The organism is Actinoplanes sp. NPDC049668, assembly GCF_044465445.1.
In the GTDB taxonomy this organism is placed as follows: domain Bacteria; phylum Actinomycetota; class Actinomycetes; order Mycobacteriales; family Micromonosporaceae; genus Actinoplanes.
In genome coordinates this window covers 24,817-50,522 of sequence record NZ_JBITLR010000007.1, presented here as the reverse complement: position 1 = coordinate 50,522, position 25,706 = coordinate 24,817, and the positions used below count along the sequence as shown (strand labels likewise).

Genomic DNA, 25,706 nt, shown 5'->3' with positions numbered 1-25,706 from the left:
CCAGGCGGAGACACCGGGCGGAGACGGTCAGGCCGCCGCGTATTTCCGGGTACGGCTCAGCGACGTGATCAGCGAATGCTCGGCCGGGAACGACTCGCCGAACGCGGTGGCCACCACGGCGGCGGTCCGTCGCCGCGTGACGTAGCGGGCGCCCTCCTCGTCACTCCAGCGTTCCTTCACCACCTCGCCGGTCCCGGTCCAGGTGATCTTCACGCTGGTCGTACCCTCGGTCGCCGGGGCGTCCGTGCACGACTCCGGGCGTTCGCCCTCTTCGTTGACCGGCCCGAACGTGCACGTCCGCACGGTCTGCGAGTAGGTCACCACCCCGGTGGCCGAGGCACCTTTCAGCGACATCCTGACCCGTGACGGCGTCTGGTCGTACGCGTTCCGGAAGATCGTCTCGCAGGTCTCCAGGCCGGCGGATTCGGTGCAGGAGCGGGACCAGTATTCGACGTCCAGCTGGGCCACCCCGTCGATGCGGTCGAGGTCGACGGTCAGGGTCCGGCTGGCGTTCGGGTCGTCGAAGCCGACGTGCGCGCCCTCGAAAAGCGTCGAGGCCGGCGCAGCCGTCGCGGGTGTGGCGAGTGCTGCCGTGACGAGAGCGGCACCGATCGGCACGAGGACACGGCGGAGCAGGGTCATGCGATCTCCTTTTCGGAGTAATCAAGGAGACCCGAATGCTAATCGCCGGGTACGACGGGCGCTGCCCCGGATCGACGCCGGCCAGTAAGGTCGTCCGCGTGGATCTGGACGACATCGCCGCGCGGCTCGGGGTACCCGTCGAGGACGTCGACCGCGTGAGCCGGCTCGCCGGCGACCGGCCGTCGGCTCCGCTGCCGGCCAAGGCCGACGCGCCCGCGATCCTCGACCGGCTCGGGGTACGGCCGGAGGGCGCCGCGGAAATCCTGGCGGGCTGGCCCGACCCCGTGTCCCCAATGTGGACTCCGGAGCTGCGCTGGCTGCTCGACCGCTCGATCGCCCTCGTCCGCGCCGACCTCGGCGGCCACGACTGGCTGGCGCCCGGCCCGGAGCTACCGCGCGACCGGGGCCTCGCCTGGCGGCATCTCTACGTGTACGCCTACCTGGCGCTGATCGACGTCGTCACGGAATACCACCGCGACCATGGCATCGCCGACGCCGTGTCCTGGGCGACCCTCGCGGACCTGGGCCGCAACCTGGCGATCGACCGGCGGATGCACGGCGAGGGCTGGCCGGTCATGCAGAGCTGGCTGACGCTGCACGCCCGCGGCGGCCTCTACGAGCTGGGCCGGCTGCAGCACCATCGCGGCGACACCGCCATCAGCCTGCACATCCCCGACTCCGGGCCGCTGACGCCGGAGGCCGTGGACGCGTCGCTCGACGAGGCCCGCGCGTTCTTCCCGCGCCACTTCCCCGACGAGCCCTACACGGCCTTCACCTGCGGCTCGTGGCTGCTCGACCCGCAGCTGCTGCGGTACCTGCCCTGCGATTCCAACATCGCCCGGTTCCAGCGGAGGTTCGAGCTGGAGCCCTACGAGGAGCCGGAGGGGCTGGACGCCGACGTCGAGATGCTGCGGTTCGTGTTCCGCACCCTGAGCACGCCACTCGATCAGCTGCCGCGCCGCACCGCGCTGCAGCGCGCGACCATCGACCACCTGAAAGCGGGCGGCCACTGGCACTGGCGCCGCGGCAGCTTCCCGATCTAGCTCCTACTCCTCCTCGGCGAACACGACCTCGCGGCGCCGGCGGATCGCCGGGAGGACGGTGATGATGAGTGCCGCCGCGGCCAGGGCCAGCAGCACCGCGGAGATCGGCCGGGTCAGGAAGACCGACGTGTCGCCGTGGGAGATGATCAGCGCTCGCCGCAGGTTCTTCTCGAGCAGTGGCCCGAGTACGAAGCCGAGCAGCAGCGGCGCCGGCTCGCAGCCGCATTTGATCAGGACGTAGCCCAGGATCCCGAACAGCGCGATCGCGTACACGTCGTACGCGTTGAAGCCCAGCGAGTACGTGCCGATCGCGGCGAACAGGATGATCATCGGGAACAGCACCTCGTACGGGATGCGCAGCATGCGTACCCAGATGCCGATCAGTGGCAGGTTCAGCAGCACGAGTAGCACGTTGCCGATCCACATCGACGCGATCAGGCCCCAGAACAGTGCCGGCTCGTCGTTGATGACGTTCGGCCCGGGGGTGATGCCGTGCACGATGAAGGCGCCGACCATCAGCGCCATGACCGGGTGCGCGGGCAGGCCGAGGGTGAGCAGCGGAATGAACGACGTCTGCGCGGCGGCGTTGTTCGCCGACTCGGGACCGGCAACGCCCTCGATCGCGCCGTGCCCGAACTCCTGCGGGCGCCTCGAGATGCGCTTCTCCACGGCGTACGAGGTGAAGGATGCCAGCACGTGGCCGCCGCCGGGCAGCACGCCGAGGGCGGAGCCGAGGCCGGTGCCCCGGGCGATCGGGCCGACCATCCGGCGGCGGTCCTCGGCCGTCGGCCAGAGGTTGCGCACCTTGTCGACGATGGCCGTGCGGGTCTGCCCGCTCTCCAGGTTGCGCAGGATCTCGGCCACCCCGAACATGCCGACGGCGACCGACACGAAGTCGATGCCGCCGTAGAGCTCGCGCTGGTCGAAGACGAACCGCGGCGTACCGGTGTAGATGTCCTGTCCGACCGTGCCGAACAGGATGCCGAGCGCGATCATCGCCAGCGCCTTGAGCGCCGAGCCGCGGGCCAGGGCGATCGACACGATCAGGCCGAGCAGCACCAGCGAGAAGTATTCGGCCGGGCCGAACCGCAGCGCGACGCCGGCCAGCGGCGGGGCCGCGACGGCCAGCACGATCGTCGCCACGGTGCCCGCGATGAAGGAGCCGATCGCGGCGACGGCCAGGGCCGGGCCGGCCCGGCCCTGGCGGGCCATCTCGTGGCCGTCGAGGGCGGTGACCGCGGCCGACGACTCGCCGGGGAGGTTGATCAGGATGGCGGTCGTCGAGCCGCCGTACTGTGCGCCGTAGTAGATGCCGGCCAGCATGATCAGCGCCGTGACCGGCTCGAAGTTGAACGTGATCGGCAGCAGCATCGCCACCGTCGCCGTCGGCCCGATGCCGGGCAGCACGCCGACGGCGGTGCCGAGCAGCACGCCGAGGAAGCAGTAGAGGACGTTCTCGATCAGCAGCGCCGTCGAGAAGCCCAGCACGAGGTTGTCGAAGAGGTCCATGCCTCACGAGCCCCACAGCGGGATGCGCAGCTGGAGCCCGACGACGAAGATGAGGGTTGCGGCGACGGTCAGCCCGGCGGCGACGGCGACGGCCGCCAGAGGCCGCACCCGCGAGCTGGCCAGCGTGGCGAGCAGGGCGGTCACCGCCGAGGTCGGCACGAACCCGAGGCGCCGGATGGCGAATCCGAAGAACAGGATCGCGCACACGATGGCGACGATCGCGCGCCAGGGCACCGGCCCGAACTTCAGGATCTCGCCGGCGATCAGGCCCTTGACGATGATCGCCAGGCCGAGCGCGGCGACGATCACCCCGACCAGCAGCGGGAAGTAGCCGGGGCCCATCCGTACGGGGTCGCCCAGCCGGTAGCCGAGCGACCCCACCACGAAGGCGCCGCCGATCACGAGGAAGAGGCTCCCGGCGAGGATGTCCGGGAGGGACCGTCGGCGCTCCACCTCAGGAGGCCTTGACCCCGGCGTCGGAAATGATCTTCGCCCAGGTGCCGAGCTGCTCCTCCAGCTGCGCCTGGTGCGCCTGCGGGGTCGCGTCCCCGGCCGGGACCGGCGCGGTGCCGAGCTTCGCCATCTGATCGATGACCGCCTGGTCGGCCAGCGCGGCCTTCAGCGCGTCGGACAGCTTCTGTACGACCTCCGGCGGCGTCTCGGCCGGGACGTAGAGGCCGTGCCAGACGCTGACCTGCAGCTGGGGCATCCCGGCCTCGGTCGTGGTCGGCAGGTCGGGCAGGCTCTTCACCCGCTCCGGGGTGGTGACCGCGTACGCCTTGACGGCGCCGGCGGTGATCTGGCCGGTGGTGTTGGTCGTCTGGTCGCACATGAAGTCGACCTGGCCGCCGACGAGATCGGTCAGCGCGGGACCGGTCCCCTCGTACGGGACCTCCTGGAGCTTGACGCCGGCTGCGGACTGGAACAGCAGGCCGCACAGGTGCGACGCGGCGCCGATGCCGGCGTTGGCCAGGGTGACCTTGGCGGCGTTGGCCTTCACGTACGTCACGAGTTCCTGGAACGTGGCGGGCTGGAAGTCCTTGCGGGCGACGATCGTCATCGGCACCTCGGTGACGAGCCCGACCGTCTCGAAGTCCTCGATCGGCTGGTAGCCCAGGTCCTTGTAGAGGGCGGGCGCCGTCGACATGCCGATGTGGTGCATCAGCACGGTGTAGCCGTCGGGTTCGGCCCGCGCGACCTCGCCGGCGCCGACCGTGCCGCCCGCGCCCTCGACGTTCTGGACGACGATCTTGCCGCCGAGCGCCTTCGCCATCGGCTCGGAGATCATCCGGGTGACGGTGTCCGTCGGGCCGCCGGCGCTGAAGGGCACGACGATGGTGATGTTCTGGTCCGGATAACCGCCCGCGCCGCCGTCGCCCCCGCCGCCGCCGTCGTCGGAACAGGCGGCGACGAGTGAGACGACGCCGATCGCGGCGACCAGCCTGCTGATCCTTCTCATGGTGCGGCCTCCTAGCGTCGATGCGGGCATCGCCTCAGTCTCGAACGGCGCGGGCGAGGATGGTGTCAGAGGAATCCCAAGAACTAGAATCTTCCGTTATGCGGATTACCGTCATCGAGGATGACGACCGCGTGGCGCGAGGTCTGGTGACCGTTCTGTCCCAGGCCGGCTTCGAGGTGCACCGCGCCGCCACCGCCGCGGAGGCCGCGGCGGCCGCGCCGTCCGAAGTGGTGCTCGTCGATCTCGGCCTGCCCGACGGCGACGGCCTCGACGTGATCCGCCGGCTGCGCGACCGCCCGGAGACCGCCGTCATCGTGGTGACCGCGCGGTCGGAGGAGCACGAGCGGGTCCGCGGCCTGCGCGCCGGCGCCGACGACTACATAGTCAAGCCGTTCGGCGTCGCCGAGCTGCTGGCCCGGATCGACGCCGTCCTGCGGCGCACCCGGGGCGCCCGCGCCGCGTGCCACCCGGGCGAGCCGCTCACCCTCGGCCCGATGCGGATCGGCGTCGGCACCCGCGAGGTCACCGTCGACGGCGCGCCGGTCGCGCTCACCCGCAAGGAGTTCGAGCTGCTCCTGCTGCTGGCCCGGCGGGCGCCGAACGTGGTCAGCCGCGACGTCATCATCGACCAGATCTGGGGCGCGACCTGGGAGTCCACCACCCGCACCCTGGACACCCACATCGCGGCGCTGCGGCACAAGCTCGGCCGGGGCGCTCCGATCCGGACCGTACACGGGGTGGGCTATCGGCTGCTGGCCGACCAGCCGGAGCTGATCGGCTAGGCCGGCGTGCACCGCCGCCTGCTCGTCGTCCTGGTGCCGCTCGCGGTGCTGCTCGTCGCGGCGCTCGGGATGCCGCTCGGCGTCGCCGTCGCCGAGCGGGAGATGCAGGAGGTCTACGTCGACCGGCTGGGTGACATCGACCGGTTCGCGTCGCTGGCCGAGACCGCGCTGTCGACCGGGCGGACCGAGGCGCTCGACCAGGAGCTGACCCGCTATCACGAGCTGTACGACATACCGGTCGCGGTCATCGACACCTCCGGAACGGTGCTGCTCGGGCCGGCCGGCGCGTACCGGGAGGCGGCGCGCTCCGAGCCGGCGCTGCCCCGGACCGTGACCGCGGCGCTGGCCGGCGCGAGGTCCGAGCCGTACGGGGAATGGGCGCCGTGGCGCGACTCAGCGCTGGTCGTCGCGGAGCCGGTCGGCCGCGACAGCGAGGTCGTCGGCGCCGTCGTGACGATCTCCGACCTGTCGCGGACCCGCGAGCGCATCCTGGTGCGCTGGGCGCAGCTCGCCGGGCTCGGGCTGCTGCCGCTGATCGCCCTGGTGGCCGTCGCCTGGCCGGTGTCCGCGTGGGTGCTCCGGCCGGTGCGGGAGCTGGACGCGGCGACCTCGCGGATCTCCCGGGGCGACCTCACGACCCGCGCCGACGCGGAGGCCGGCCCGGCCGAGCTGCGCCGGCTGGCGGGCTCGTTCAACACCATGATGGACGCGGTCGAGAACGCCGCGCAGCGCCAGCGTGCCTTCGTCTCCGACGCGTCGCACCAGCTGCGCAACCCGCTGACCAGCCTCCGGCTCGCGGTGGAGAGCCTCGAACCGCACCTGTCCCCCGCCGGCGACGGCCGTCAGGTGTACGACGTCGCCGTCGACGAGATGACGGCGATGCAGCGGCTGCTCAACGCGCTGCAGGCCAGTGCGCGGATAGAGAGCATGCGGACGGCCTCGCCGGTGGAGCTGGACGCGGTGCTGGCCACCCGGCTGGAGCGATGGCGGGCGTTGACGACGACGAAGGGCAAGACGCTGACGGTCGACGTCACGCCCGGGCTGCGGCTGCTGGAGCCGCCGGGCGGGCTGGGCAGCGTCCTGGACGAGCTGATCAGCAACGCGCTGCGGCTGTCGGACGCGCGGACCATCGAGGTGAGCGCCCGGGCCGCCGGGAGCGTCGTCATCGCGGTCCGGGACGACGGCCGGGGGCTCGACGCGTCCGAGCGGGCGCAGGCGCTCTGGCGGTTCTGGCGCTCGCCGCGGCACCAGAACGTGTCCGGGACCGGCCTCGGGCTGGCGATCTGCGCCGACCTGATCGGCACGGCCGGCGGCAAGCTGCGGCTGGAGGAGGGACTGCCGCGTCCGGACGGCTCCGGGCACGGGTTCGCGGCCGTGATCACGCTGCCCGCCGTCCCGGCCGCGCCGTAGCCGGTCAGCGCTTGCGGTCCCGGAACCAGGCGGCCGCGCCCGGATGCAGCGGAATCCCCCCGGTGGATATCCCGGTACGCACATTGATCTGCCAGGCCTCCGGTACGGCCTCGGCGCCGGAGGCGATCGAGCCGGTGTGCACGAAGATGGTCTCGGTGATGGCGTAGATCAGGTCGTGGGGCAGATCGTTGCGCACGAGAAGCACGTTCGGCACGGCGACGGTGCGGGTGGCCGGCACCCCGGCGTAGGCGGTCGCCGAGATCGTCGCCGGGGTGTACGAGCTGGGATACACCGAGACGAGCGCGTCCGCCTGGCCGCCCAGCGGGATCAGCCGGATCGGATGCCGCAGCGCCAGGTCCGCGATCGCCGGCGTCGGCACGCCGGTCAGGGAGAACATCGCGTCGAGCCCGCCGTCGCGCAGCGCCGCCGCCGACTCGGCCTGGCTCAGGTACCGGCCGTCGACGGTCACGCGCCCGAGCCGGAGCGCCCGCAGCGACGTGAACTCCGTGCCCGAGTCCCGCGCGCCGAGCGACACCCGCCGGCCCGCGAGATCCCCGAACCCGTCGATGGCCGAGCCGGCCATGACCACGAGGTGCAGGTGGCTGTCGTAGAGCCGGCACACCGCGGACAGCCCCGCGGGCACGCTGCCGTCGGCCGCGACCGCCGCGTCCAGGCTGGACAGCCCGAGGTGCACCTCGCCGGCCCGCAGCATCCGGATGTTGTCGGTGGACGCCCCGCTCGGCACGGTGGTCACCGTGACGCCCGGCACCCGCTCGGTGATGCGCTCGGCCAGCGCACCGCCGATGCGCCGGTACACCGCACCCGCCGGGCCGGTGGCCAGCCGCAGCTGGACCTCGCCGGCCGCGGGCCGCCGGGAGCAGCCGGCGAGCGACCCTGCCGCGGCCAGCAGCACCGCCCGCCGGCTGAGCGTTGGTTCCCGGCCCAGCGCCATCCCCAGATGGTAAGGGGCTCAGCCGGCGGCCAGCTCCGCCGCCGCGGCCGGGGTCGCCGCCATCGGCAGCGGCCGCGCGATGGCGTACCCCTGCGCGAAGTCGAGACCCATGTCGCGCAGCAGCTCCACCGTCGCGGCGTCCTCGGCGAACTCCGCGGCCGTCCGTACGCCGAGCTCCCGGCACAGCTGCACCACATGCCGGACGGCGATGCGGTCGAACGCCGAGTCGCGCAGCCCGGTCACGAAGACGCCATCGATCTTGACCAGGTCGATCGGCAGGTACTTGAGCAGCATCAGCGACGAGTGCCCGGTGCCGAAGTCGTCGAGGGCGAGGCCGCAGCCGCGGCTGCGCACCCCGGCCGCGAACTCGGCCGCGGCGGCGAGGTTGTCGACGGCCGCCGACTCGGTGATCTCGAAGGTGATCGTCCGAGGGTCGACGCCGTGGCGGTCGAGGGCGTCGATCACGAACTCGGCGAGCCCCGGCCGGGACAGCGTGCGGCCGGAGAGATTGATCTGGTGGTGCGACGTCTGCGGACCCTGCCCGATCAGCGCCAGGCTCTGCTCGACCACCCACCGGTCGACGGCCCCGATCTGGTCGAAGCGTTCCGCGACGGCCAGGAAGGCCGCCGGCAGCTCCGGGCGCCCGTGCTCGTCGAGGACCCGGACCAGGACCTCGTGCCGGGTGATCTCGTTGAGGGTCAGGTCGAGGATGGCCTGGGCGTGCAGGCAGAGGCGATCGTCGCCGACCATCGCCGCGATCATCCGGCGGGTGGCGGCCTCCCGCGTGCCGGCCTCCCGGGGGCCGGGCAGCTCCTTCAGCATGTCGCCGTCGCGCCGCCCCTCCCGCCAGGCCCAGCTCGCGTCGAGCAGGAGGTCCTGGCCGCCGGCCCGGTCCGCGCGGGCGAACGGCACCAGCGCGGCCCAGGCGCGCAGCCGTACCCCGGCGGAGATCGCCAGGGTCCGGCGCTGATGCAGGCAGCCCAGCACCGCGCCGGCCACCTCCCGCGCGTGCCCGACGTCGCCCAGCACCATGCCGAACTCCCCGGAGCCCAGGGCACCGCAGAGACTGTCGGTGATCTCGTCGAGGATGCCCGTGACCGTCCGGGTCACCTGCTCGCTCTGTGCCTCGGACAGCTCACGATCGGGCTCGACGGCCACGACCAGCAGCGTGCCCTGCCCGCCGCGGGCCGCCCGGTCCAGCTCGTCGGCGAACCGGTCACGGCCGAGCATGCCGCTGACGGTGTCGCGGCCGGGCAGGTCGGTCTCGGTCACCCGCCGCCGGCGGCGCCGGTCGATCTCCTGCCGTTCGAGCTCCTGGCGGGTGATGTCCCGGACGGTCGCCACGATGCCGGTCGGCTCCCGGCCGTCGTCGCCGAGCAGCTCGACCAGGCAGCCGGCGTACCGCATGGCGCCGTCCGCGCGCAGCACCCGGAAGCTGAACTCCTGCGGGATCTGGTGCCGCCAGCCCTGCTCGACCAGCTCCTTGACCCGGGTGAAGTCCTCCTGGTGCACGCCCTTGATCAGCGTTTCGACCGGGACGTGCGTGGTCACGGCCGGATAGCCGAACAGCCGCGACATCTCGTCCGACCAGGTCAGCTCGCCGGTCGCCGCGGTCCACTTGATCCAGCCGGTCTTGGCCGACTGCGCCACCCGGGTGATCCGGGTCGCCTCGTCGGCGTCGGGGGCCAGCACGTCCTCCACGTCCAGGTCGCCGAGCAGGTTGCGGCCCTCGGCGGTCGCCTCGGCGTACTCCCGCAGCACCCGCTCGGCGGCGCGGCGGGCCCGGGCCCGGTCCAGGGACGACGGCGTACGGGCGGCCGCGAGCTCGAGGATGTCGTCGAGGTTCATGTGCGCCTCCGCCCCGCCGGAGTGATGAATCCGTCCGCCTCCGCGAGCTGCTGGAGCTTCTCGCGGGCCTTCTTCTTGGTGTCGCGGACGGTGTTGTACGAGATGCCGAGCTCCAGGGCGATGGTCCGGTCCGGCAGGCCCGCGAGCGACATGCTCATCACCTCGCCCATCCTGGTGGGCAGCAGCTGGATCCAGCCGGCGAGCCGCTCGTCGGCCTCCTCCGGGTCGGTCGGTGCGGGCAGCTCGGGCATGCTGAGGTCGTCGAAGAAGAGGACCCGGCGCCGGCCGCGAGTGCGCTGGTGGTCCCGCAGGATGTTGCGGGCGACCCGCAGGGTCCAGGCCCGCGGATCCCGGTAGCCCTGCACGTCCGCCCACTTCTCCCGGACCGCCATCAGGGCCTCCTGACTCACGTCCTCCACCATCCCGCCGTCCGCCTCCAGGCGGCGCAGGAAGCGCTTGACCGTCAGGTGGTGCTCGTGGACGAAGCAGGTGAACGTCGCGTCCAGCCCCGCCGTGCGAAGCTTCTCGTCGGTGGCGGCGTCGTCGCCGGCCCGCGAGTGCAGGATGCTCACGCCGCCTCCTCCCGGGAGCCGCGGGCCGGGCCGCGCATCTCCACCACGCGGTGGCCGTCCTGGTCCTTCTCGTCGATGAGAACCGTCTCGTGCCGCCTGGCGATCCGGGCCAGGCCCGTGGCGCGCGCGACGGCCCGGGCCGACCGCTCGCGTTCCACCTGAAGTCTTGTGCGGTGGCGGATCCAGGCGCGTACCAGGCCGCTGAGGCCGAGCCCGCCGACTACCGCTACGGCTGCGCTGAGCAGCTCTCCGCTGATGTGCTCCACCGGTTCTCCCGCTTGTGGTCCGGCCCTCCTTGAGGGGCCGCTGATCACTACTCTCTGTGGGTGTACCGGATGTAGGGGTGCGACCGCGTGCCAGGTTCCGGCGAAGATCGCCAGTGCGGGGCTGACCTGGGGTACGGCGGATGATCGTGCATTCCAAACTGGACGAATGGGGGAAGAATTCAACCGGCGAGTACGGTGATCAGAATTTGACTCAACGTAATCAGCTGGCCCTCGACCGGCCGCGGTAGGGGTGCCGGGCCGCTCTACAGTTGTGGATCTCAGACCGCCCGGCGGAGGGAATGCCCCATGGAGGTGGCGATCGCGCGACGCAGCGTCGCGCATCGACGCTCGGACGACTATGCGCTCACCTCCGTCCGGGGTCCCCGGCCGGAGACCGGCCGGACCACCACCCTGGTCGAGTGCGAGCACTGCGGGCAGGCGGTGGAGTGCCGGGTCTACAGCGTGGCGGACACCCAACGGATGCGCGCCCGCTGGCGGCTGGTCACGGTCCTCAGCGCCGTCGCGGTCGTCGCCATGCTCGTCGCGGTCACCATCAGGATCGCCGGCAAGGTACCGAACGAACCGACACCGCAACCGGAGGCGACCCTGCTCGGCCTCTCCGGCCTCGCGATGGCCGGCGGCGTCCTGCTGAGCATCCGCGCCCGCCGCCTCGCGCGGCAGGAGGACGGCGTCCGCCTAGCGGCCTGGTTCGGCAAGCACCGCCTGCGCTGGAGCTCGATCATCCGGGACGACCAATAGGTTGTCCCGGCCCGTCGCCGGGCCGGGACACCTGACTAAACAGCGGAGTACTGGCTGTACAGCGCCTGGAGCGCGGCCTGGGTCACCACGCCGCCGCCGGCGGTACCGGATCCGGACAGTTGGCTGTCGAACGTCAGCCGGGAGACCGGATTGTCCTGGTCCCGGTTCGGGCCGGCGATCATCTTGTCGGCCAGGCCGGCGGCCTGGTCGGCGGTCAGCGACGAGTCGGCCTCGGTCAGGGCCGCGGTCAGGGTGGTCCGCAGCGTGTCCGCGTCCATCCCGTACGCGGCCGCGACGTCGGTCAGGCTCGTGCCGCTCTGCAGTTCGGACGTGAGGTCGTCCTCGTCGACGCCGAGGGTCTCGGCCAGCGACTTCATGGCGGCGCCGACCGCGGGCGGCGGACCGCCGTGGCCTCCGGGCGGCGGACCGGCCGGGCCACCGGGCGGCGGCCCGCCCTGCGTCCCGAGCGTCTCCGCCGCGGTGTCGATCGCCTTGCCGGACCGCTGTGCCGGCCAGCTCGCACCGCTCTGGCCGGTGCCGCTCAACGCGGTGATGGTCATGTTCACTCCTGGTTCGCCGTTCGTGTCGGACGCCGCTCCCATCGGTGCGGCCGCCCGCGCCGGCGAGCGATTCACAGGCACGCACAGCAAGACACAGGCTGCTGACAGCCTCAGCGGGCCAGCCGGCTGACCGCGGCGGCGCGGCCGGTGACGCCGAGCTTCGTGTAGATCCGCGACACGTGCGTCTCGACGGTGCGCACGCTCACGTACAGCTCGGCGGCGATCTCGGCGTTGGTCATGCCCGCCGCGATCAGCACCGCGATCTCGCCCTCGCGCCGGGTGAAGTCCGCCGCGCCGGGCGCGGCCGGCGGCGGCGCGTCCGGCCGCAGCCGCCGGCACAGGCGCCGGATCGCCGCGTGCAGGTCCTCGGCGTCGGCCTCCTCGCCGATCTCCTCGGCTCGGGCGAGGGCTGCCAGCGCCGCCGGCTCGTCGCCCGCGGCCAGGCGCAGGGTGCCCGCCGTGAGCCAGGCCCGGCCGGCCACCAGCGGCAGCTCCGCCTCGGCCAGCAGGGCGGCGGCCCGCTCGGCGAGCTCGGCACCCCGGGCCCGGTCGTCGGCGCCGACCGGGTGCGCCCGCGCCAGCAGCGCCAGCGCCGGGCCCGCCCGGTGACCGGAGGCGGCGATCCGGTCGGCCAGGTCCGCCCAGTGCAGCGGCGACTCGGGCTCGCCGGTCCTCGCGGCGATCTCGCTGAGCACGGTGCAGGCGATCAGCCGGTTGTGCGGGTACAGCGCGGTCAGCTCGGGTCCGCCGCCGGCGGCCATCAGGTCGGCCGCGCCGCGCCGCACGTCACCGGCCGCGACCCGGCTGAACGCCAGGATCGCCTTGGCGGTGGCGAGCCAGCCGCGGCTCACCGACGCCGCCGCGACCGCCTGCTCGCCCGTCGCGATCGCCGCCGCGTAGTCGCCGGCGCAGCGGTGCAGCCAGCTCTGGGTCAGCAGCGCGAGCGCCAGCGGCTCGGCGGCGGCCAGCAGCCGCGAGATGGCGAGCGCCTCCTCGGCGGCTCGCTTCGCGTCGCCGATCCGGCCCAGCCGGGCCTGCATCAGCGCCTGCATGGCCAGCAGGTACGGGAGCACGAAGCTCTGTCCGGCCTGTACGGCGATCTGCCGGCAGCGCAGCAGCCGGCGCAGCGAGTCCCGGGGCCCCTGCGCCTCGAGCCCGGTCCAGCAGAGCCAGGCGACGACCTCGAACCGGCAGGCGATGTCCTCGTCGCTCAGCGTGTCCAGCAGGTCGACCGCCGAGCGCGGCTCGCCGGAGCGGTCCGCCGGCCCGGTCGCGTACCCGGTCAACGGCCGCATGGCGCGCGCGATCGCGACGGCAGTGCCGCCCGGTGCGCGCGCGATGATCTGGCACAGGCGCTCGTCGGCCTCGCCGAGGCGGCCGCGCATCAGCGCATAGGTGGCGATCTGCAGCAGCACATCGGAGTTGTCCGCGTCGGGCCGGTGGTCCAGCTCCGCGGTGAGCAGCGCCTGCGCCTCGTCGTGCCGGCCGAGCAGCCGGATCAGCACGGCGGTGTACGCCACGGCGGTCGCCCGGGCGGGATGACCGGCCGGCAGCAGCTCGTCGAGGACGACGACCATCGCCTGCCGCGCCTCGGCGAGGTTTCCACTGGCCGCGTGCCGTTCGGCCAGGTAGGTGAGCAGCTCGGCGCGGGCCGGGAGGCCGGCGCCGGCGGTGTCGCCGGGCACCAGGCGCAGCGCGGTCCGCAGCCACTCGGCCGCGGTGGCGGGCGCCTGCGCGCCGACCGCCCGGGCGGCCGAGACCAGGGTGACCGCCGCGGCGGCGTCACCGATCGCCGCCGACCGGGCGACGTGGTGCGCCCGGGCCCGCGGCGGCGCGCCGACCCGCTCCAGGTACGCCGCGGCCCGCGCGTGCGCGCCGAGCCGCCACCCGGCGGCGGCCGACGCGTACACGACATGCCGGACCAGCGGATGGCGGAAGCGGAACCGGCCGGTGCCGGCCACCACCTGGACGAGGTCGCGGGCCACCAGCTCGTCGAGGCAGCGCAGCACGGCCGGCATCGGCAGCTCGGCCACCTCGGCGAGCAGGGCCGGCTCGCACTCGTCGCCGCCGACGGCGGCGGCCGAGGCCAGCAGGCGGCTGTCCGGCCCGACGGACTCCCACTCCGCGCCGAGCGCGGCCCGCACCTCGGCGGGCAGGGACGCCAGCGCGGGGTCGGGGTCGTCGCGGGTACGGGCGGTGCCGAGCGCGGTGGTGCCGCAGCGGCGCAGCGCGTCCAGGTAGAGCGGGTTCCCGCCGCTCAGGCGGTACAGGTAGGCCGCGTCGCGGGCGTCCGCGCCGGGCCCGAGCAGCAGGGTCGCGTCCGCCTGGTGCAACGGCGCCAGCGCCAGCCGGCGGTGCGGCCGGCCGGCGTGACCGGCGGCGAGCGCGGCGGCCAGCCGGGGCGGCGCCTGCGCCGGCCGGTAGGCGAGCGCCAGCACCACCGGGCCGGCGGGCGGGCGGCGCAGCAGGTAGTCGATGAGGTCTGTGGTCGCCGGGTCGCACCAGTGCACGTCGTCGAGGATCAGCAGCAGCCCGTCCGGCTCGGCGATGGTCTCGAGCAGGCGGCGCAGCGCCCGCAGCGACCGGTAACGCTCGGCGGCGCCGCCCGACGCCGGCGGCGCGGCCGGCCCGGCCCGCAGGCCGTCGAGGATCTCGCCGAGCCGGCTCACGTCATCGGCGGAGAGCCGGGCGCGCAAGGTCTCGCCGTGCAGGCGTACGTGGTCGTCCAGCGCCTCGGTCAGCAGCGCGAACGGCATCTCGGACTCGAACTCGGTGGCGCGGCCGGTGAGCGTCAGCAGCTTGCTCTCCCGGGCGTACCCGGCCAGCTCGGCGAGCAGGCGGGTCTTGCCGATGCCGGGCTCGCCGACGACCTCGATCACCTGTGCGCCGTCGCCGAGGGAGTCCAGCGCCTCGGTGACGGTGCGCCACTCGGCCTCCCGGCCGATCATCGACTGCACCCTGGCCGCCCTCCTCTCCACGTAACGGGCCGCCATTCTTGCAGTAGCGTGCCAATGCCCGGGCGAGGGGGCGCATATTCGGGAAGAAATGATGAGAGGGAAAGGGAACGACAAACGACAATGTCGGACCGGTTATTTCAGGTTCGGCGCCGGTTCAACTTCGCGAAACGACAGGTAACGCAGATCAAATGATAAGGGTCCGGGCGGCCGCGCAGGCCCGGGCGGCGACATCGTCGACGTTGTTGGACTTGCGGGCGAAGAAGCCCTCGGCGTACAGCGACGTGTAGCCGTGCGCGACGGCGAGGGTCGCCTCGATCAGCAGGACGGCCGCCTCGTACGACCGCGGGCCGGTCGCCGCGGCCAGGTCCAGCAGCGTGGTCATCAGCGCGCGGGCCTGCTCGCGGCGGGCGTCGTCCGCGAGGCCGTACAGCTCGGCGGCGTAGATGACGTGGATGCCGGCGCCGGTGCGGGCCACGTACCGGACATAGGCGCCCGCCGCCGCGGCCAGGCGGTCGGCCGGGTCGGGACCCGCCGCCTCGGCGGCGGCGGCGATCGCGGCGCGCAGGTCGCGGGCGGCGGCGGCCGAGACCGCGCCGAGCAGGTGGATGCGGTCCGGGAAGTGCCGGTACGGCGCGGCCGAGCTGACGCCGAGCCGACGGGCGACCGCGGCGACCGAGAAGCGCTCGAGTCCCTGCTCGGCGAGCAGGGCGAAGCTGGTGTCGATGAGCGCCGCGCGGAGATCGCCATGGTGGTAGCCCCGATCCGCCGACATCCCCGCCTCCCCGCTTGCCGCCGTGTAAGTTACCTCTTACATTAGCAAGTGATAGCCCTCTTACATGACGGAGGCACCCGTGAGCATCCGGCTCGGTTACCAGATTCCGAACTTCACCTATCCGGGCGTCGAGGTGGGCGACCTCTTCGACACCGTCGCCGCGCAGGCCCGGGAGGCCGAGGGCGCGGGCTTCGACACCGTGCTGGTGATGGACCACTTCTATCAGCTGCCCGGCATCGGCGCGCCGGAGAACGCGATGCTCGAGGCGTACACCACGCTCGGGGCGCTCGCCGGGGTCACCTCGACGATCCAGCTGTCCGCGCTGGTCACCGGGAACACGTACCGTAATCCCGCCCTGCTGGCGAAGACCGTGACCACCCTCGACGTGGTCTCCAAGGGCCGGGCGATCCTCGGGATCGGCGCCGGCTGGTTCGAGCGGGAGCACCACGACTACGGCTTCGAGTTCGGCACCTTCGGGCAGCGCTTCGAGCGGCTCGAGGAGGCGCTGAACATCATCGCGCCGATGCTGAAGGGCGAGCCGGCGACGCTCGACGGCAAGTGGTACACCGCACGCGGCGCCATGAACAACCCGCGGCTGCGCCCGACCATCCCGATCATGCTGGGCGGCAGTGGCGAGCAGAAGACGTTCCGGCTCGCCGCCCGCTTCGCCGACCACATGAACATCATCTGCGACGTCGCGGAGCTGCCACGCAAGGTCGCCGTGCTGCGGCAGCGCTGCGAGGAGATCGGCCGGGACCCCGCGACGCTGGCGACCAGCTACCTGAGCATGGGCCTGGTCGGCGAGACGGAGCAGGAGGTGAAGGAGCTCGGTGAGATCGTTCCCGACGACCGTCGCAACCGGGTCTTCCTCGGCACGCCGGAGCAGGTCGCCGAGCAGCTGCACGAGCGGGTGCTCGGCGCGGGGATCGACGGGATCACCATCAACCTGGTCCGCAACGGCCACCGGCCCGGCTTCGTCACCCAGGTGGGCGCCGCGCTCAGGCCCCTGGTCTGACGCCCGCGAGCACCCCGCCGAGCTCCTCGGCGGGGTACGGCGTGCGCTTGCTGACATTCACGACGGCGTCGAAGAACCGTTCGGTGACCGCCGCGACGGGCGTGTGCCGCGCCACGATCCGGCCGGCGCACGCCGAGGCCGGGATGTCCGCGGGGTCGCCGGCCTGATCGCGGATGTAGGCGGGGCAGTCCTGCCAGGGGATCTTCAGCAGGTTGCTCACCAGCCAGACGGTCAGGTGGGTGGCCGTGTAGCAGCGGTCGTAGCTGCGGTGCCGCCGGACGAAGGCGGACTCCTCGGCGCTGAGGTCGAACCGCTCATGCACGGCCAGGCCGAAGTCCGCGAAGTAGACGCGGCGGCCGTCGGTCAGCAGGTTACGGAAGTGCGCGTCGAAATGCAGGAGCCCGTGGGACTCCAGGAAGTCCACGCCCGCAAGCAGGGCGGCGTCGACGAACGCGTACGCGGCCTCGGCGGCCTCGCCGCCGGCGGCCGTTCGCGCGGCCAGCCAGGCGTCCACCGTGTACGGGATGTGCTCCAGGAACAGGACCACCGCGGCCGAGGCCGAGCCGATCGCCCGCAGCCGGGCGCGCACCTCCTCGGCGCCGTCCCAGTGGGCCACCCAGCGTTCCAGCTCGTCGTCCGGCATCGGATCCGGATCCCGGGGCAGGACGCGCCGGTGGTACAGCAGCGGAAAGCCGTCGAAGCGATCCTCCAGAACCCAGCGGGTCGTCAGGTCGTGCACGGCGACCTCGCGCCACGCGCCGAAGCCGGTCGAGCCGATGCCGTACTGGTAGAACAGCGGAAGCCGGAAGAGGTTCGCCGTCGAGCCGGCGTTCTCCGGACGCCGCTCCAGGTCGGTCAGGGGCACCCGCTTCACGAAGACCGGCAGGCCGCCGACCGTTACCGTCTGCGTCGTGCCGCCGATGCCCGCGGTGGACGCCTCGGCCCCGGCGAGCAGCGCCTCGACCTCGCGGTCGCTGAGCGCGGCAAGCCTCTCGGACAGTTCGGTGTGGCGGTCCACGCGGTCGGACCAGGCGTCTGCGGGCACCCGGCAACCCTGCCACAGAGGATCAGGTACGCAGGGTACGGCTGGGGCTGTTGCCGTAGGCGGCGCGATAGTCGGTGCTGAATCGTCCGAGGTGGGTGAAGCCCCACCGGTTGGCGATCATCGCGACGGTGACGCCGGTGGTCGGGTCCGAGGCCTGCAGGTCGCGGTGCGCCCGCTCCATGCGGACCGTGCGGGCGTATTGCGTCGGCGTGGTGTCGCGGTGGCGGCGGAACGCGAGCTGAAGCGCGCGGGGGCGCACGCCGGCCGCGGCGGCGATCTCCGCCACCGTGAGCGACCGGTCGATGTTCGCCTCGACGTAGGCCATCGCCCGGCGCAACACCTGCGACGAGACCGTGCCCGCGTGGCGCGGCCGCACGTCGAGGCCGGTGTTGGGGAACACCGAGAGCGCGGTCGAGGCGAGTAGCTGGCACGCCTGCCCGGCGATCAGCGGGTTCGCCATGAGCGCGGGGTCGGACAGCACGGTGCGCGTGAGGTACGCGACGGTGTGCACCCAATGGCGGCCCAGCGCCGGGGAGATCGGCCGGGGGGTGTCGAAGCGCAGGTCCGCGCCGCTGATGCCGGTCTGCGCGTCCGCGACCTCCTCGAGCAGCCTGCGGGGCAGCCGGACGTTCAGCGAGTCGACGTCGCTGAAGTCGACCTCGAGGGGCTGGTCCGGCAGGATCAGCACCACGTCGCCCGGCCGCAGCGGATACTCGTCCTTGCCGCGGGTCGCGAGGTAGTACCCGGTTATCAGGTGGGTGATGATCAGGTCCCCGGCGGGCGCCGTGCCGAGCTGGGTGCGCGTCGACCAGTGCAGCCGGTTCACCCTGACGTCGTCGAGCTCGGTGAAGACGGTACGCAGGCCGGAACCGCCCGGGCCCTCGCCGGCGAACCGCACGTTGACGTCGACCAGGGAACGCCGGATGAAGGCGTGCGCCTGATCGGAGTCGGCGGTGGCGAAGCGCTGCCACTGCGGGCCGGAAAAGAGCGTGCCGGCGGTCATACCGACCACCTCCTCCTCGAGGATGCACCCACGCCCCGTACCGGGACAGGCACCTTTGTCCACGATACGCATCGCCTTCGCGGCCGACGTAGTCCACACGACGAATCGCTGGCGGCGCGGCGCGGGCGGCCGCTATACAAGAGGTCGAACCTGCTCAGGCACCGACCTGAGTGGTCCGGCGGGTGCCCGAGGTCAAGTAGTCGGCCTGGGCATCCGCGCGTTTGGCCCGATATCCGCAACGCGGGCTCAGCCGCACCCGGGTAGCGGCCCGTCCGCGAGGCCGAAGTGTTCGGCCAGCCCGGTGATCTGCAGAATGCGGTGCGCCGTGGGGTGCGCGTCGGTCACCCTCAACTCGCAGTCCACGAGCCGGGCGTCGCTGTGGCACAGCAGCAGCACCCTGATCCCGGCGGAGTCGAGGAAGCCCACGCTGAACATGTTGATCTCGATGCGGCTGGGGCGGTACTTGCGCAGTACGCCGAGGACCACCTTGTGCAGCTGGCCGGCGTTGAGCGCATCGATCTCGCCGACCACGATGATGGTCTGCACGCTCCGGTCATCGCCCCGGTCGAGGGTGATGAAGAACGACCGCGACTCCGGTTGTTCGACGTCGAGCACGCGTTCATCGCACATGGTGCCTCCAGCGCAGTGGGTGGAACTTCCCTCACTGCTGAAGGCTCTAGGCGACACTACCCCCGGCCGGGGACCCGGCCATCACCCGGCGGGGCGACGACCCGCGGGCCGTAACTACCCCGGCACGACCAGCGCGGGAGCCCGGTCGGACCGGCCCTCCCAGGACGCCAGGCGCCGGCGCAGCTTGGCCAGGCTCATGGCTAGCAGCCGGGAGGCATGCATCGGAGAGACTCCGATCCGCTCGGCGATCTGCGCCAGCGTGTGGTTGCCGTAGAAGCGCAGCGAGACGACGCGTTGTTCGCGCTCCGTCAGCGTCGCCATCGCCGGGCCGAGGTCGATACCCAGTTCCGCGAGCGCGTAGCCGTACTCCGGCACGCCGAGCGTGTCGACGAGCTCGCACGATCCGTCGGGCCCGACCGGGGTCGACAGGGACCACGCCCGGTAGGCCCGGGATCCCTCGAGCCCCTCGATGATCTCCTCGTCCGAGACACTCAGGTACGCCGCCAGGTCGGCCACGGTCGGCGTGCGGCCGTACCGCGCCTGCCACAGGCTGTTCGCCTCGCTGATCGCCAGCCACAGTTCCTGAATCCGGCGCGGCACCCGGACGATCCAGGTTCGATCCCGGAAGTGCCGGCGGATCTCGCCCAGGATGGTCGGCACCGCGAAGGCGGCGAAGTCGTTGCCGCTGCCGGGATCGAACCGGTCGACGGCCTTGATCAGGCCGATGGCGGCGGTCTGCTGGAGATCATCGAACGGCTCGCCGCGGCCGGCGTAGCGGCGGGCGAGGCGGTCCGCCATGGGCGTCCAGGCCTCGATGGACCGGCGGCGAAGATCGGGCCGGGCCGGATGGCCGACCGGCAACGCGCCGAACGCGACGACCAGCCCGACGGCGTGTTCGTCCCGGCTGGTCGCGGCGACGACCGAAGTCTGCGCCGATGCTGTGCGCATGTGGTCCTCTCGGAACGCGTGCTCGAGGGTTGCCGCGGCGCTCTGTTTGACCGACGCACCCGACCCTAATCGCTATTCGTCCTGGCCGGTCGCCTTGGCGACGAGTGCCGCGGCGACCTCGCGGAGTTTGCGGTTTGTGTCCTGAGAGATGCTGGTCAGGATCGCGAAGGCCTCGTCGGCCGTGCACCGGCGCTCGCCCATGATGATGCCCTTGGCCTGCTCGATGACGGCCCGGTGTTCCATCGCCCGGCGCAGATGCTCGGCGAGGCTGGCGGACGAGTCATAGAGGTGTGCGTTGGCCAGCGCGACCGCGGCATAACCGGCGAGCATCTTGGCGCGGGCGACGCTGTCACCGGCGAAGGCGCTGGGCGTGCCGCTGTAGACGGTGAGCGCTCCGCTGTATGAGTCGTGCATGGGCAGGCCGACCGAGAGCGCGGCGCGCACTCCGGCCGCGGTGGCATGCGCGGCCCACTCGGCCCAGCGAGGATCCGCGGCCGCGTCGGCGATGACCACGGGCAGGTCGCCGGCGGCCGCGTCGACGGACGGTCCCGCGCGCCGTTGATGCTGCCATTCCTCGAGACGCTGAGCGAGATCGCCGGTGGCGACCGTACGCGAAACGAACTCACTGATAATGGTGACCGCCGCCGCGTCGGCGCCGGGCAGGCTACGCCGGGCAAGGTCGGCCACTCGTTCGAAAACGCCGTTCAAATCGGTTTCGCTGAACTTGATCTGGCCGATCTCCGAGAAGGTGCAGAGGGACTCCACCGGCTGGTCCGTCAACGTCAGTTTCCCTGCAGCGGGCGCACGGCCTCCGCCAGGCGACCGTGCGGTACGGGTGTCTTACTGCCCGAAAGTGGCGGACACTCACGGACCCGCGCCGCTGCTTGACGCTGGTGCACCGGCCGATTACTTCGACGGCCGGCCGCAGGATCGCCATGCTACTCGGCGACGAACAGCCGGGTCCTATCCGGATCGGACCCGCGCGTAGGCAAGATCAATTGTCCATTCGCAGAATGCCACTCAGTCCGGTGACATCGAGAACCTGCGCCGCGACCCCGTGCACGCCGCGAACCGAGAACGCGCCGCGGGCGTGCGCGGCGTGAATATGCGCGGTGGCAAGAACATTCGCGCCCTCGGCACCGAAGAAGTCGACGCCGCGCAGGTCGCAGCAGACGTGCGGGGTGACCTGGATCGCCGCGGACAGGGCGGCGGACAACGTGTGCGCCGTGTCGGCGTCGACGTCACCGGCGACCTTGACCACGAGGACCGGACCGCGCCGAACCTGCCTGATCCGCAGGCCGGGATTCCCCTGAGGGCGTGAATGTCGTCGAGTTGTGCGCGGCGAACGTTTGTCCGCAAACGACAGCCGCGCTCGTGGATACAGCATCCACCCACCTCTATCAACAGGCTCGGCGGGCACAGTGGCTTGACCCGCCTTCAGCATACGGAGGCCGGGAGGGTCAGGCCAGCGCTACGGGCCCGGCCGAATGGTCTGTTCGACCAGGGCGGCGGCGACGTCGCGGAGTTTGCGGTTGGTGTCCTGCGACAGCCGGCTCAGGATCGAGAACGCCTCGTCGGGCCCGCACCGCCGGTCCGCCATGACGATGCCCTTGGCCTGCTCGATGATCGCCCGGTGCACCATGGCGTCCCGCAGCTGCCTTGCCAGCGCCGCCGTCGCGTCGTACGCGTGCGCGTTGGCGAGCGCGACCGCCGCGTAGCCGGAGAACGTCGTCGCCAGCACGACCGCCTCGTCGTCGAACACGCCGGGCCGCCTGGCGTAGAGGTTCAGCGCTCCGGTGACGTCGTCGTGCACCGGCAGGCCGATCGAGAGCGAGCTGTGGATCCCCGCCTTGAGCGCCTGCCGGACGTAGGCCGGCCAGCGTTGCTCGCGGGTCAGGTCGGGCACCGAGAGGGTGGCCGCGGTCGCCGCGGCCTGCAGGCACGGGCCGCCGCCCTCGTACTGCCGCTCGTCCAGGCTCAGCGCGAGGTTCCCGGTGAACGCCGCGGTGTGCGCGTTCCGGACCCGTATCAAGGTCACGGACGCCTCGTCGACGGCGGCGACGGCGCGCTTGGCCAGCTCGGCGACCCGGTGCAGGACGCCTTCGAGGTCGGTGTCGCTGAGGTTGATCAGGCTGAGTTCCGCGAACGCGATGAGCGGGTCGAACGGCTGCTGTGCTTCCACGAGGGATCCCTTGAACGGGCGACGGACCCGCACGGTCGATGCTGCCGGGGCCTTCAGCCTAGGTGTGGCCCTGGGTTAACGGCACCCATCGGCGCCGGTCACCCGTGATGCCCGTCACTCTCGTTCGGGTGCCCGGCGTACCGGATTGTCGTGCGTTCTGCTCAAGAGAGCCCCGCCCCGGCCGATTGGATCCGGTTGCTCACCCCCCTTCGAAAGGCGACTGAATGCTGGCACTGGTGGTCGACGACTCGAACACGATGCGCCACATCCTGCAGCGCATCGTCGGCGGGCTAGGTTTCGCCTCGTACGAGGCGAGCAACGGGCGGGAGGCTCTCGACCTGCTGCTGGAGATCCCCACGGTCCCGGACGTGGCGCTGATCGACTGGAACATGCCGGTGATGGACGGCCTGGAGCTGATCCGCCACGTCCGCAAGATTCCACCGCTGCGGGACATGTGCATGATGATGGTGACGACCGAGGCCGAACACAGCCAGATGGTGCGCGCGCTCGCGGCGGGCGCACACGAGTACGTGCTCAAGCCGTTCACCCCGGAGATCATCCGGCAGAAGCTGGCCTATCTCGGTCTGGTCGCGCCCGAGACGCCGGTGCCGGCCCGGGTGTGACGCCCGGGAACCGTTAGGGGGCGGTCAGGGGATGTCCCCCTGCCGGTACCGGTGAGCCTGTTCCTACAGTAGTGACATGGCAGCGGCGCGATCCCTTCACGAGATCATCGCGGGGTTGACCGGCGGCGCCGGGACCTCGGGCGATCTCGCAGCCGTGCTGCACGCCGGCGGGCACCCGGACCTACCGGAGGAGCTGCTCGCCGAGGCCGTGGTCAGCTACGCCGGCACCGCGCCGGCCGAGGTCGCCGAGCATCTCGCCCCGTTCGTCATGGCGCACGGCCCGATCGCCGAGGGCGACGCCGGCGCGGGCGATATCGGTCAGCTGCCCGGTCTGCTCGCCACCGCCCCCGCGGGCGGGTTCGACGACGACCCGGACCTGGCGGCGGAGCTCGATCCGCCGGTCGAGGCCGGCGACGGGGAGGGCGACGCCCTCGACGACCTGGCCGCCGAGCCCGGCTGGGCGCCGCTGGACATGGCGTTCGGCCACGGCCACGCGGCCGCCCCGTTCGACGACGACGCCTCGATCGTGGAGGCGGAGCCGGCCGGTTACACCGAGCCGCACCAGCCGCCGATGCACGAGGAGCTGCCGTCGCCGGCCGACGAGCTGTGGGCGGCACCCTCGCTGCCGGACGAGGCACCGGAGATCGACGACATCGACGAGTAAGGCCGGGTCACCGGACCCGGCCTCGCTCGTCAGGAACACCCGCCCGGCCGGATCAGCCGACGATCGCCGCCGCGTGCTCCCGCAGCTGCCCCAGGCGCTCCAGCTCGGCCGTCAGATCGCGCAGCCGGCTCTCGCGCTCGGCCGCGCTGCGCTTGGCCGCCTCCGACGCGGCCGCCAGGGACTTGGCGTTGGACTGGGCCAGCTCCTCGGCCAGGCCGCTGTAGTGGTCCCGGAGCTGACGCTGGATCCGGCGCAGGGTGTCCCGGGAGTCCTTGGTCATCACGAAGGTGACCTCGTCGCAGTAGCGGCGGATCGCGTTCCGGGCCTGATTCTGCCGGTTCGTGCGCTGCCGCTTCTTCTCCTCGCGCAGGCCCTTGCGGCCCATCACCAGGCCGATACCGACGCCGATCGGGCCGAGGGCGATGCCGGCCAGCGTGCCGAGCATGGTGAACATCAGCGCGCCGCCGTACGCGCTCTTGAGCGCCACCATCGCCTGCTTGCCGACCTTCATCTTGGCCAGCTCGATCTTGTGGTCGACCTTGGCGGTGCCGGCCAGCGGCACCGGGTTGGCGATCGCGACCTGGCGGAGGATCTGGCCCGCGGCCTCCTGGAAGTGGGTGCCCACCTGGTCGCTGAGGACGATCGCCCGGTCCCGGAGCATCATGTAGTTGGCCAGCAGCTCGTGCGAGACCCGGGCCTGCAGCCACCGCTCGGTCTCGTCCCAGGTGTCGGCCGGGTCGTTCTCCTCGATCTCGGCGTCCGCCTCCTCCACCAGCCGGCGGATCCGGCCGCGCAGGTCGTGGTCGATGTCGGAGCTGAGGTCGGCGATGCCGTCGCCGAGGGTCTGCTGCCACTTCGCGGCGGCCGCCTTGAGCGCCTCGACGCGCTTCTTCAGCCCGGTCAGGTCGTCCATCACCCGGGCCGCGGCGGCCGGGTCCGCGAGCGCGGCCCGCTCGGCCTCGAACTGGCTCTCGATCTGCTCGCAGATCCCGACGACCGACGCGCCCGCCTGCGCCGCGGCCCGGGCGGCCGCCCCGCCGGAGACCCGCTGGGAGACGAACTTGACCAGGTCCGGGAAGCCGGACTCGACGTTGAGCTCCTTGTCGCCGCCGGCGACGGCGCGCAGCCGCAGGTCGGACGAGACCGGAATGATCGGCAGCTCCCCCGCGCCGCGCAGGTGCCCGGCGTTGAGGTCACGGATCTTGCGCCAGTACGGATAGAAGTCGGTCTTGGTGAGCACGCACACCGCCGTCGGGCACACCTCGCGGGCCTGGCGCAGGAACTCCAGCTCGCTGCGGGTGAGCTCCTGGGCGGCATCGGTGACGAACAGCAGCGCGTCGGCCATGGACGCCGCGGTCAGGCTGGCGGCCGAGTGCACCGAGCCGAGGCCGCCGACGCCGGGGGTGTCGACGATGACCAGGCCGCTGGAGAGCAGCTGGCGCGGCAGGCGGACCTCCACGCCGGTGGCGCCCTCGACCGCGCCGCCGGCCTCCTTCTCCAGGACGAACTCCCGCACCCGGTCGACGGGCACCGACTCGCGCCGCGGCGGCACCTCGTCGAGGAGCACCTGCGCGGACGGTTCCTTGCCGTAGCGGACATAGGTCGGCAGCGCGGTGGCGACGTCGTCGTTCACCGGGCAGACCTTCGTGCCGACCAGCGCGTTCACCAGCGAGCTCTTGCCCTGCTTGAACTCGCCGACGACGACGATGTGCACCACCGGGTCGGCCAGGGTCGTGCGGACGGCGGCGAGCCGTTCGCGCAGATCCGCACGCTCGTACGCCTCGCAGGCGCGCAGCGCGAGGTCGACGATCTCGGTCGCCCGGCGCAGCGTGGCGTCGGCGTCGGTGGGTGCGGTGTTCGCGGTCAACGTCGTTCCTTCCCGAGACGGTACGTTACGGCGATCCGGAGCCCGGTGGGTACGAGCGGGGGGGGGGGGGGGGGGCCCCCCCCCCCCCCCCCCGGGGGGGGCCCCCCCCCCCCCCCGGGGGGGCCCCCCGCCCCCGGGGGGCGGCGGGGGGGGGGGGGTTAAAGAGGGGGCGGGGGGGTAATATGCGGTGTGTGTTTT

26 protein-coding genes are annotated in these 25,706 nt (G+C 72.4%); 7 read left to right on the top strand and 19 right to left on the bottom strand.

The features are described 5' to 3' along the window. Positions 1–27: 27 nt before the first annotated feature. Entirely contained in the window at positions 28–642 is a 615-nt protein-coding gene (locus ACIBSW_RS28385; protein ID WP_354718899.1) for a hypothetical protein, read from the bottom strand. Positions 643–740: 98 nt separating this feature from the next. Between ACIBSW_RS28385 and ACIBSW_RS28380 the strand changes: the two genes are divergently transcribed. Further along, a complete protein-coding gene (locus ACIBSW_RS28380) occupies positions 741–1,685 on the top strand; it encodes an acyltransferase domain-containing protein (RefSeq protein WP_354718901.1) in 945 nt (314 codons plus the stop codon). Between the two features lie 3 nt (positions 1,686–1,688). On the opposite strand, the gene ACIBSW_RS28375 is transcribed toward ACIBSW_RS28380, so the two are convergent. The 3 genes from ACIBSW_RS28375 to ACIBSW_RS28365 are packed head-to-tail and all read right to left on the bottom strand — an operon-like array spanning position 1,689 to position 4,653. Then, a complete protein-coding gene (locus ACIBSW_RS28375; protein WP_354718903.1) occupies positions 1,689–3,194 on the bottom strand; it encodes a tripartite tricarboxylate transporter permease in 1,506 nt (501 codons plus the stop codon). A gap of 3 nt (positions 3,195–3,197) precedes the next feature. Further along, complete coding sequence (locus ACIBSW_RS28370; protein ID WP_354718905.1) at positions 3,198–3,647, bottom strand: tripartite tricarboxylate transporter TctB family protein; 450 nt, start codon at positions 3,645–3,647, stop codon at positions 3,198–3,200. A 1-nt stretch (position 3,648) separates the two neighbouring features. After that, on the bottom strand, positions 3,649–4,653 hold the full coding sequence (locus ACIBSW_RS28365) for a tripartite tricarboxylate transporter substrate-binding protein (protein WP_354718907.1): 1,005 nt from the start codon (positions 4,651–4,653) through the stop codon (positions 3,649–3,651). Positions 4,654–4,751: 98 nt separating this feature from the next. Here ACIBSW_RS28365 and ACIBSW_RS28360 point away from each other — a divergent pair, with 98 nt between their 5' ends. Together ACIBSW_RS28360 and ACIBSW_RS28355 are read left to right on the top strand one after the other, a co-directional pair. Beyond that, positions 4,752–5,435: a response regulator transcription factor gene (locus ACIBSW_RS28360; RefSeq protein ID WP_354718909.1), complete on the top strand. Its 684-nt coding sequence runs from the start codon at positions 4,752–4,754 to the stop codon at positions 5,433–5,435. Positions 5,436–5,441: 6 nt separating this feature from the next. Further along, complete coding sequence (locus ACIBSW_RS28355; RefSeq protein ID WP_354718911.1) at positions 5,442–6,845, top strand: HAMP domain-containing sensor histidine kinase; 1,404 nt, start codon at positions 5,442–5,444, stop codon at positions 6,843–6,845. Between the two features lie 4 nt (positions 6,846–6,849). Here the strand turns inward: ACIBSW_RS28355 and ACIBSW_RS28350 are convergent, their stop codons facing one another. Genes ACIBSW_RS28350 through ACIBSW_RS28335 form a run of 4 tightly spaced genes read right to left on the bottom strand, consistent with a single transcriptional unit; the run spans position 6,850 to position 10,483 of the window. Further along, positions 6,850–7,797, bottom strand: coding sequence for a TAXI family TRAP transporter solute-binding subunit (locus tag ACIBSW_RS28350; RefSeq protein ID WP_354718913.1), 948 nt, complete (start codon positions 7,795–7,797; stop codon positions 6,850–6,852). Between the two features lie 18 nt (positions 7,798–7,815). Continuing rightward, positions 7,816–9,645, bottom strand: coding sequence for an EAL domain-containing protein (locus ACIBSW_RS28345; protein WP_354718915.1), 1,830 nt, complete (start codon positions 9,643–9,645; stop codon positions 7,816–7,818). Next, the gene (locus ACIBSW_RS28340) at positions 9,642–10,217 is read right to left on the bottom strand and encodes an RNA polymerase sigma factor (RefSeq protein ID WP_354718917.1); all 576 of its coding nucleotides are present in this window, start codon (positions 10,215–10,217) and stop codon (positions 9,642–9,644) included. The genes ACIBSW_RS28345 and ACIBSW_RS28340 overlap by 4 nt, the downstream gene beginning before the upstream one ends. Then, the gene (locus tag ACIBSW_RS28335) at positions 10,214–10,483 is read right to left on the bottom strand and encodes a hypothetical protein (protein ID WP_354718919.1); all 270 of its coding nucleotides are present in this window, start codon (positions 10,481–10,483) and stop codon (positions 10,214–10,216) included. The genes ACIBSW_RS28340 and ACIBSW_RS28335 overlap by 4 nt, the downstream gene beginning before the upstream one ends. 306 nt (positions 10,484–10,789) lie before the next feature. Between ACIBSW_RS28335 and ACIBSW_RS28330 the strand changes: the two genes are divergently transcribed. Further along, a complete protein-coding gene (locus ACIBSW_RS28330) occupies positions 10,790–11,242 on the top strand; it encodes a hypothetical protein (RefSeq protein WP_354718921.1) in 453 nt (150 codons plus the stop codon). A 35-nt stretch (positions 11,243–11,277) separates the two neighbouring features. On the opposite strand, the gene ACIBSW_RS28325 is transcribed toward ACIBSW_RS28330, so the two are convergent. The 3 genes from ACIBSW_RS28325 to ACIBSW_RS28315 all read right to left on the bottom strand — a co-directional run bounded on the left by ACIBSW_RS28325 (position 11,278) and on the right by ACIBSW_RS28315 (position 15,531). Next, positions 11,278–11,802: a hypothetical protein gene (locus tag ACIBSW_RS28325; protein WP_354718923.1), complete on the bottom strand. Its 525-nt coding sequence runs from the start codon at positions 11,800–11,802 to the stop codon at positions 11,278–11,280. Between the two features lie 110 nt (positions 11,803–11,912). Beyond that, entirely contained in the window at positions 11,913–14,750 is a 2,838-nt protein-coding gene (locus ACIBSW_RS28320) for an AAA family ATPase (RefSeq protein ID WP_354718925.1), read from the bottom strand. Positions 14,751–14,943: 193 nt separating this feature from the next. Then, positions 14,944–15,531, bottom strand: coding sequence for a helix-turn-helix domain-containing protein (locus ACIBSW_RS28315; protein WP_354718927.1), 588 nt, complete (start codon positions 15,529–15,531; stop codon positions 14,944–14,946). A gap of 64 nt (positions 15,532–15,595) precedes the next feature. Between ACIBSW_RS28315 and ACIBSW_RS28310 the strand changes: the two genes are divergently transcribed. Continuing rightward, entirely contained in the window at positions 15,596–16,546 is a 951-nt protein-coding gene (locus ACIBSW_RS28310) for an LLM class F420-dependent oxidoreductase (protein WP_354718929.1), read from the top strand. On the opposite strand, the gene ACIBSW_RS28305 is transcribed toward ACIBSW_RS28310, so the two are convergent. The 7 genes from ACIBSW_RS28305 to ACIBSW_RS28275 all read right to left on the bottom strand — a co-directional run bounded on the left by ACIBSW_RS28305 (position 16,530) and on the right by ACIBSW_RS28275 (position 22,354). Further along, positions 16,530–17,591 carry a serine/threonine protein phosphatase gene (locus tag ACIBSW_RS28305; RefSeq protein ID WP_354718931.1) on the bottom strand — a complete coding sequence of 354 codons (1,062 nt, stop codon included), beginning with the start codon at positions 17,589–17,591 and terminating at the stop codon, positions 16,530–16,532. The genes ACIBSW_RS28310 and ACIBSW_RS28305 overlap by 17 nt on opposite strands. Before the next feature lie 22 nt (positions 17,592–17,613). Beyond that, positions 17,614–18,594 (bottom strand): AraC family transcriptional regulator, encoded by a 981-nt coding sequence (locus tag ACIBSW_RS28300; protein WP_354718933.1) that lies wholly within the window; start codon positions 18,592–18,594, stop codon positions 17,614–17,616. 246 nt (positions 18,595–18,840) lie between these two features. Continuing rightward, a complete protein-coding gene (locus ACIBSW_RS28295) occupies positions 18,841–19,224 on the bottom strand; it encodes an STAS domain-containing protein (RefSeq protein ID WP_354718935.1) in 384 nt (127 codons plus the stop codon). Positions 19,225–19,338: 114 nt separating this feature from the next. Continuing rightward, on the bottom strand, positions 19,339–20,172 hold the full coding sequence (locus ACIBSW_RS28290) for a SigB/SigF/SigG family RNA polymerase sigma factor (RefSeq protein ID WP_354718937.1): 834 nt from the start codon (positions 20,170–20,172) through the stop codon (positions 19,339–19,341). A 72-nt stretch (positions 20,173–20,244) separates the two neighbouring features. Then, a complete protein-coding gene (locus tag ACIBSW_RS28285) occupies positions 20,245–20,952 on the bottom strand; it encodes a GAF and ANTAR domain-containing protein (protein WP_354718939.1) in 708 nt (235 codons plus the stop codon). A 214-nt stretch (positions 20,953–21,166) separates the two neighbouring features. Then, positions 21,167–21,559, bottom strand: coding sequence for an STAS domain-containing protein (locus tag ACIBSW_RS28280; protein WP_404799488.1), 393 nt, complete (start codon positions 21,557–21,559; stop codon positions 21,167–21,169). An 84-nt stretch (positions 21,560–21,643) separates the two neighbouring features. Beyond that, positions 21,644–22,354 carry a GAF and ANTAR domain-containing protein gene (locus ACIBSW_RS28275; protein WP_354718942.1) on the bottom strand — a complete coding sequence of 237 codons (711 nt, stop codon included), beginning with the start codon at positions 22,352–22,354 and terminating at the stop codon, positions 21,644–21,646. Between the two features lie 224 nt (positions 22,355–22,578). Between ACIBSW_RS28275 and ACIBSW_RS28270 the strand changes: the two genes are divergently transcribed. Further along, positions 22,579–22,977: a response regulator gene (locus ACIBSW_RS28270; protein ID WP_354718944.1), complete on the top strand. Its 399-nt coding sequence runs from the start codon at positions 22,579–22,581 to the stop codon at positions 22,975–22,977. A 76-nt stretch (positions 22,978–23,053) separates the two neighbouring features. Next, positions 23,054–23,641, top strand: coding sequence for a hypothetical protein (locus ACIBSW_RS28265; RefSeq protein WP_354718946.1), 588 nt, complete (start codon positions 23,054–23,056; stop codon positions 23,639–23,641). A gap of 52 nt (positions 23,642–23,693) precedes the next feature. On the opposite strand, the gene ACIBSW_RS28260 is transcribed toward ACIBSW_RS28265, so the two are convergent. Further along, positions 23,694–25,508: a dynamin family protein gene (locus ACIBSW_RS28260; RefSeq protein ID WP_354718948.1), complete on the bottom strand. Its 1,815-nt coding sequence runs from the start codon at positions 25,506–25,508 to the stop codon at positions 23,694–23,696. Positions 25,509–25,706: the final 198 nt, after the last annotated feature.